Source organism: Campylobacter sp. CH186 (assembly GCF_004378925.1).
Lineage (GTDB): Bacteria > Campylobacterota > Campylobacteria > Campylobacterales > Campylobacteraceae > Campylobacter_D > Campylobacter_D jejuni.
Map to the genome: position 1 here is coordinate 1 of NZ_RYYB01000007.1, position 8,557 is coordinate 8,557.

3 protein-coding genes are annotated in these 8,557 nt (G+C 24.4%); all 3 read left to right on the forward strand.

What is annotated here, in order from left to right; genetic code table 11:
* Positions 1–175 precede the first annotated feature (175 nt).
* The 3 genes from ELQ09_RS06710 to ELQ09_RS06720 are packed head-to-tail and all read left to right on the forward strand — an operon-like array spanning position 176 to position 8,090.
* The gene (locus tag ELQ09_RS06710; protein WP_134263853.1) at positions 176–1,573 is read left to right on the forward strand and encodes a PD-(D/E)XK nuclease family protein; all 1,398 of its coding nucleotides are present in this window, start codon (positions 176–178) and stop codon (positions 1,571–1,573) included.
* A gap of 60 nt (positions 1,574–1,633) precedes the next feature.
* On the forward strand, positions 1,634–5,347 hold the full coding sequence (locus ELQ09_RS06715) for an Eco57I restriction-modification methylase domain-containing protein (RefSeq protein ID WP_134263854.1): 3,714 nt from the start codon (positions 1,634–1,636) through the stop codon (positions 5,345–5,347).
* A gap of 1 nt (position 5,348) precedes the next feature.
* A complete protein-coding gene (locus tag ELQ09_RS06720; RefSeq protein ID WP_002878197.1) occupies positions 5,349–8,090 on the forward strand; it encodes a hypothetical protein in 2,742 nt (913 codons plus the stop codon).
* The last annotated feature ends 467 nt before the right edge of the window (positions 8,091–8,557 follow it).

An 8,557-nucleotide genomic window follows, 5' to 3' on the forward strand; every position in this document is an offset into this window, starting at 1 on the left:
AAGAAGCTAAGCACATCGTGGGTGATGATACTACGCCTTACTGGCAGGGGGAAAGTAGCTCATTGCGGACTTGTTAATTCTACTTAACTTGCCTATAAAATTAATAATCAGTTTTTTAGTTTGTAATTAAAAATTTATTTACATGTAAAATTGTATAAAATTTCGGAAGTGATGCATGGAAAAATTTATTGAAAGGTTGCTTGAAGAAGATATTAAATTTGAAAAAGATGTGAATAATGGTTTGAGTGATATAAATATATTTGATGCTTTGAATATTGAAACAAAAGAAAATTATCATTCTAAATTTATAGCTTATTTAATTGATATAAATAAGGATCATTATCAAAAAAATTTTGCAAAGGTATTTTTAGAAAAACTTGGTAAGAGTTTAGTAAATACGAAATTTGAAAATTTAAACATAGAAGATATAAAAAGCGTAGAAACAGAAGCCTGCATAAAAGATAATAGAAGGATAGATATTTTAATAACATTAAGTGATAAAAGATATATTATAATAGAAAATAAAATTTATGCAAAAGATCAAAAAAATCAATTGAAAGATTATATTAATTTTGTAAGAAAAAATATCAAAAATATAGAAGATTGTTATAAAAACATATTGACTATATATTTGCATCAAGACGAGTTTGCTAGTCCTAGCGATTATAGTTTGGGAAATTTTACCATAAAGACAAATTTGATTAAAGATAAAAATGAAAATAATGTTAGCTATTATTTGAAGATGGATTACATATGGATTAAGGAATGGATTGATGAGTGTATAAAAATATATGAAGAAAAATCAACCAAAGATCAAAAATTTATTCTTGATATACAAAACATTATTTTTACTCTAAATCAATACAAAAGTATTTTACAATGGTATATGACAGATGAGTATACTCAAAGAGATGATGTATTAGAATTTATTTTTCAAGACAATATAAAAATGCAAAATTTAAAAAATGCTATGATTTTATATAGATATAACAAAAATAAATCAGAGCTTAAAAATTTAAATGAAGAAAAATATAAGAAAGCTAAAGGTATTATCCAGCATAAATGGAGTAACATCTGCGAATATATAATAGAAGAATTTTTTGATAGTTTTAAACATAAGGAAATTAAAATAGGTGATATAACTTTTATCGGCAATAAAATAGAAGAAAATCGTGTTAATCATGGTGTGTTTATATTTTATCCTATAGATTATAAGAGTGAAAGCATATATCCATGTATATATATTTATTTTAGAAAAAATTACTATGATACTGTTGGTTTGACATTTGAAATTTCAAATGATAATGAAGAAGATATAGAAAATGAAAAATATAAAGAATGTTTAAAATTATTTAAAGATGTAAAAGAAGAAAATGTTAGAAAATATCAAAATCACTATTATTGTGATAAATTAATAAACAATGAAAAATTAGAAGGAGAATACGCTTTTATTTATTGGTTGATTGAAAATCAAAATTCTAAAAAAGATTTTATTCAAATTTTAAATGATTTTTTTATTAAAAAACCTATACAGGAAGCATATAAAGGTATTAATGATATATTAAATTCTTAAAAAATTTTATATAAAAGTAAAATTTGATAAAATACAAAATATTTTTTATAAAGGTTAAAAATGTATTTCACTTTGCTAAATGAAAAAGATTTTTTCAACCCATACTACCGCAAAAAGCAAATCATGCAAAATGAATTTGATATATTTAACAAGGCTTTAATGCAATATCTAGAAAGACTTGAAAGTTCGCAAAGTGAAAATGAAGATTATCTTGTAGCTAATGCACTTAGTCCATTTTTAACCATGTTAAATTTCAAAACCCACATCAAAACCAAGCAAAAAGGCAAAAGTGAGATTGACTTATCCATCTCTAAAGATGAGTTTAGTAAAGACTTAGAAGTTCTTATTGAGGCTAAAAAGCCAAATTCAAAAGAATTTATCACTCATACAAAGGTAAATTCTAAAGCCTTACACGAGACTATTTTATATTATTTTAGAAATAGAGAGTATAGTTTTAGCTTAAAATTTATTATCATCACAGATTTTTATAAATTTTACATTTTTAAAATTAGTGAGTTTGAAGAGCTTTTTTATAAAAATCCAAGTTTTAAAAAACTTTTTGAAGAATTTTGTAATCCAAATTCACTTTTCAAAGGTAATACTGAAGAATTCTATAAAGAAGTAGCCAAACTCATAGAAAATTCCAAAGAAAACTTAAAAGGCTTTTTGATTGACTTGACATTTTTAAAAGACAAACAAAAATCAAATTTTAAAAAGCTAGCAAGTATTTTTAAAACTTTTCATAGAGACTTTTTGCTAAGTGAGTTTAACCCCAACGATGCAAATTCACTCAACAATGCTTTTTACAAAGAGCTTTTATATATCTTAGGGCTTTGTGAGAGCAAACAAAACTCAAAACTCATCATCGCAAAAAGCGAAGAAAGCAAAGAAGAGCAAGGAACTTTCTACACCGCTATAAACTCTAAGCTTAAAGAAGAAAATTTTGAAACCATCTTAAAACTTTTGATCTTATGGCTTAATCGCATTTTGTTTTTAAAGCTTATAGAGTCAAATTTGGTGCGTTTTAATGATGATAAAAATTTGAAATTTTTAAATTTCAAAAAAATCCCTGATTTTGACAAGCTTAGCGAACTTTTCTTTGAAGTCTTAGCCAAAGAAAAAAGCACGCGAAAGAAAAGCGAATTTGCCTATCTGCCTTATCTAAATTCTTCTTTGTTTGAAAAACAAAGCATAGAAAACACACTTGAAATTTCAAGCTTAAGCAATGACTTAAAGCTTTTTTACTATAAAAACACTGTGCTAAAAGATGATAAATGTAAAGCTAAAAAAGGACAAGTGGGGCTTTTAGAATACTTGTTTGAATTTTTGGATAGCTTTGATTTTGGTAGCGATGATGAGCAAAGCGAAATTTTAAGCCAAAAAGAACTCATAAGTTCAAGTGTTTTAGGAAATGTGTTTGAAAAACTCAATGGCTACAAAGAAGGAAGTTTTTACACGCCAAGCTTTATCACTTCTTATATGTGTAAAGAAAGTATCACAAAAGTTGTGCTTGATAAATTCAACGCTCAATTTGATCTTGATGCTAAAGATATAAGCGAACTAAGAAAGTCTTTAAGAAAAGAAGACAAAAAAGCACAAAAAGAGCTTTTAAACTCTATAAAAATTTGCGATCCTGCGGTGGGAAGTGGGCATTTTTTGGTTTCTGCTTTAAATGTTATGTTAAGCATTTATGATGAGCTAAATCTTTTTGATGAAGAATTTTATCTAGAAGTGCAAAACGATGAAATTCTCATCACGGGTAGAAAAGGCGAGTTTATAGAGTATAAACGCCCAAAAACACCTAAAGATAAAGCCCATCTTATCCAACAAGAACTTTTTCACACCAAAAAAGACATCATAGAAAACAACCTTTTTGGAGTCGATATCAACCCCAACTCATGTGAGATCACCAAGTTAAGGCTTTGGATAGAGCTTTTAAAACATAGCTTTTATCAAAGCTTTGATGATGGGAATTATCACGATCTTAAAACCCTGCCAAATATCGATATAAACATAAAATGCGGAAATTCTTTGGTATCTTACTTTGAAACAGGCAAAAGCCTAAGCCACTACCCTAACATCAAAGAACGTATGGGCAAATACAAACGCATAGTAAAAGACTATAAAGAAGGCTTTTACACAGATAAAAGCCACATCAACCAAGAGATAAAAAATCTCAAAATTTCTTTTAAAAATTTCTGCTTTGCAGATAAATTTAAAAAAGAAATGAAAAGCTTTAATGATAAATGTGAAAAATACTCTAAAAAATACGGAAATTTCTTAGCCGTAGATGATGAAAATTTGAAATTCTTTGTTAGTGCGAATTTGACTCTTTTTGACTTTGATGAAAAAGAAGCCACAAAAGAATTTGCAAATCTTAAAAAAGAATACGACAATATCTTCAACCTAGAAAGCAATCATCCTTTTGAATGGCGTTTTGAATTCCCTGAAATTTTGGACGATGATGGAAATTTCAAAGGCTTTGATCTCATCATCGGCAATCCGCCTTATATAAAAGAAAATGATAATAAAGATCTTTTTACCAATACAAAAAAGTTAAGAACTTATCAAGGAAAAATGGATATTTGGTATCATTTCGTAGGGCGTGGATTTGATATACTTAAGAATAATGGATATTTAGCATTTATCGCTACAAATAATTGGGTTACAAATTCAGGGGCTAAAAAACTACGCAATATAGTTTTAGAAGAATCTCAAATTTTAAGCCTTGTTGATTTTAGTTCTTTTATGGTGTTTGATTCTGCAAGCATACAAACTATGATAATGCAATTTCAAAAAATAAAACCGCCTAAAAATTACGAATTTCATTTTGCTAAAATCACAACCCAAACTCCAATTTATGAAGATGTTATAAATCTTTTAAAAAATGAAAAAACCCAAAACAATGAAATTTTAAGCATAAATTTAACTCCAAAAAAATTTATAGATAAAACTTTAAATTTCACAAAAAGCGACTATGAAGAACTTTTTAACAAAATCCAAAAATATGGAAAATTTTACCTTGAAGAAAGTGAAGTGGCACAAGGGATAGTTCCAGCTATAGATGAAGCTTTTGTGATAAAAGATAAAAATGTTTTTTCCAAAAATGAACAATGTTTTATAAAAGAATATTACACAGGATTGAGTGGAAAATTTTATTCTAGCTTTACTGATAAATATTTGATTTATTTGTCTAATAAAAATTATTCTGGAAATTTAGATGATTTACCTAATTTGAAGCAACATTTTCAAAAATATAAAGAAATACTGAAAGAATCAAAAATTAAATATAAAACTCCAAATAAGCCATACTTTTATTTGCATAGAGAACGAGAAGAAAAATTTTTTAAAAAAGGTGAAGAAAAAATTATTTCACAAGTTAGATGTATAGAGCCAATTTTTGTATATTCTAATGAAAATTTTTATGGTTCTAGAGCATTGTTTTTTATTCAGACTTGTAGAATTAATTTGAAATATTTAACTGGAGTTTTAAATTCAAAACTCATAGCTTTTTGGTTAAAGCACAAGGGAAAAATACAAGGAAATCTATTCAAAATTGATAAAGAGCCTTTGCTAAATATCCCTGTAGTAAATATAAATTCTAAAAATGAAAAATTAGCAAACAAGCTTATAAGTTTAGTCGATGAAATTTTAAAAGTCAAAGAACAAGACAAAAACGCAAACACCCAAGAACTAGAAAACAAAATCAATTCTTTGGTTTATAAACTCTATAACTTAACTGAAGAAGAAATAAAAATCATTGAAGGAAGATAGTATGAAATATAAATGGATAGTTAAAAATGCTTATATTAACTTCAAGCTTAATAATTTATATATGCTAATTAACCCTTCACATAAAATCTATCTTAAAAAAGATATGTGTTATTGTTTTGAAATTTATATAAAATATAGAATTTTTAACAATTGTATTTTAGTTTGTGATATGTTGGATAATTGGTGGAAATTGATTTCTTCAACTCTTCATTTAGATAAAAGTCATATAAAATATAACTATCTTTCAAATACATTTATTGTAAGTGATTTTGAGCTTGGAATTAAACTAGAATCTAATTTGCTAACAAAATTTAATTTTGAATTTTATAATGGATTGATTCTCAATCAATTATCAATTACCAATGGACTATCCCTTAAAAGAGAAAACTATAATAAATCTTTGAAATTTTCAAATTGTAAATTTAATAAAGAGTTTTGTATCGCTAGAATTAATATTAGCAAACAAATTGTTTTTGAAAATATATACTTTCTCGAAAATGTCTTTATTGAATGGGTAAATTTTAATGAAAATTCATGCCTAAGGTTTTTTAAATGCAATTTTAAAAAGCAATGTAATTTTAAATATAATATTTTTTACAATGAAATTGATTTTTTGGATATTTACGCTAAAGAATTAATTTTAGAACAAAATATATTTAATAAATTTTTATATATCCAAAATTCCACCATTAATAATATTAATTTGTGGAAAAATAAATTTAAAAATAGATGTTATTTTATGGATTCTGTTTTTGGAAACAAAAACAATGAAAATATTAAATTAAATTTTTCAAATGCTCATTTTGAAGATAATGCTTATTTTAATAATTCTGAATTTTATAGTTATGCTGATTTTCACGAGTGTGAATTTGATGATATAGCTTGTTTTTATGGAGTAAAGTTTTATAAGGCTCCGAATTTTAGCGCTTGTTATTTTAAAGAACCAAAAGCTGTAAATTTAATCAATGTCGATATAGATAAGCTAGATTTTAAATCAGTGGAGAAATATATAGAAGATAATTATAAAGATGAAAGTTACAAAAACGAAACCAAAGGAATACAAGATGAAAAAGAGATTTTTAAAATTCAAAATGAATATAGATTAAGATATGCTAAAAATTTAAAAGATTCTTTCAGGGTTATAAAAGATGTTTTAATCACTCAAAATAATACCTTAGAAGCTCAAGAATGGCATAAATTAGAACTTTATGCGAAAGAGAAAGAATTGGAAATTCAATTAAGTAAAAATAAAAATGACAATTTAAAAAAAGAATCTAAAAATCAAGTATATAATCCTAAGGATTATGAAAAAATAAATTCTTCAAGACTAAAAACATTAAAATCAAAATTAATGCCTTTAATTTTTTATTCTTTATTACCAATGGCACATACATTATTTCTACCATTTTATTTATTTTGCACTATTTTTATAATAATAAAAATAATAACAAAGATATTAATAAAAATATCAAAATTATTTTATTATTTTTATATATCTTTTAGACCTTTAGAATGGAATAAGTTTATAATTTTTTGGAAAGTAAAATTTAATCATTGTATAAAAAAATTAATGACTTTTGGAAGAAAAATGCTAGATTTTACTTTATGGTTTGATTGTATTTTATTGCAAGTTTATAGGAATACTAGTAATCATCATACAAATTTCTTAAAAATTTTAAATTTTACGATTTTAATGATTTCATCATATGCTATTTTTGGCTTATTATTTTTAAATAATATGGATTTTATATTATCTTTTGGTCCAATGACAATAGCTGCAATGAATTATATCGTTTTATTAATGTTATTAATTATTTTTATTAGCCTTACAAGGCAATTATATCAACATGGTGCTATTTTATTATTTCTTATTTATGGTCTTTTTATAATCAGCATAGTATCATTTTTATCACCAATATACATTCCAGCTTTTTATTTTTTAATTTATTTTGTAGGTATATTAATTTCCTATCTTTTATTTATCTGTAAAATTAAACTTTTTGTTTTTATTTCGAGATTGTTTGCCTATATTTGTCTAATTGGGGTTGTTATTTTAAAACCTCAACTTATCAATCCTTTTGTAGGAATTTTTTCATCGGATAAACTTTATGAAAGTAAATTTGAAAAAAGGTTAAATGATTTAAATACGAGTGCTATTATAAATCTAGCAAGCATATTGCAAAATGATTTTAATCTCCATTTAAAAGATCAAAATATTTCTTTTACAGAGTTAAATTCAGCTAAAGCTTTGATAATAGCAAATAAAGAAAAATTAAAAGAAATTTTATCTAAAGTGTATAATGATAAATATGTAAGTGATTATAAAAAGGTTTTAAATGAACTAGAAAATAACACATCAAATGTAAAAAATATCATAGAAGAGATAGACAATAAAAACAACAATAGCGTTGTATCTGCTCAACTTAATAAATTTTTAAAATTAAATTTTAATCAAGAAATAGATATTTTATATGCGATAAAAAGTAATTTTTCTATATCTGAAAAACTATCACCTGAGCAAATGGCTCTTTTTGATCAAAAAGACAGTCAAGATAAATTAAAAAGTGTCTTGGCTCTTTTGAAATTTAAATCAAGTTTTGAAGGGATTTTAAAGATTATAAATCAAGACGAGATTACAGAAAACACCATAAAATCCACTGGTGTTTTATATGGCATTATACTTTTGCTTTGTATATTTTCACTCCAAAAGACCGCGCGAAAAAATTCTATAGTGCCAAGTTGAAAGGTTAAGTAAAGGGTTAAAATGAAAGAATTTGATGAAAAATTAGCACAATATGGAATTTTTACTATAAATGGTGTGGAAAATATAGATTTAATTAAAAAAGAAATTGTTTTAGAAAATATCAGTATAGAAAGAATAGATTTTAATATTTTACAAGAAAAAGGCATTAAAAGATTAATTATAAAAAATAGTGAAATTTTAGAAATTTATTTTTCTAAGACAAATAATTTTTTTATATATTTTTTAAATTGCGATTTCAAATGTAAATTAATTGCTAAAAAATGTATTTTTCAAGATCAAGTCAAATTTATAAAATGTATTTTTGAAAAATGTGTCGATTTTAATGCTTCAAAATTTAAATCAAAAGTCAGTTTTACAATTTCAATTTTTAAAGAAAATGCTAGATTTATAAAAACTGAATTTTTAGCAAAATGTAATAATCATAAAATTATTGAAAATAATTTTAA

Coding starts and splice junctions, on each gene's coding strand:
- ELQ09_RS06710 (WP_134263853.1), top strand. CDS start 176: ATGGAAAAATTTATTGAAAGGTTGCTTGAAGAAGATATTAAATTTGAA.
- ELQ09_RS06720 (WP_002878197.1), top strand. CDS start 5,349: ATGAAATATAAATGGATAGTTAAAAATGCTTATATTAACTTCAAGCTT.
- ELQ09_RS06715 (WP_134263854.1), top strand. CDS start 1,634: ATGTATTTCACTTTGCTAAATGAAAAAGATTTTTTCAACCCATACTAC.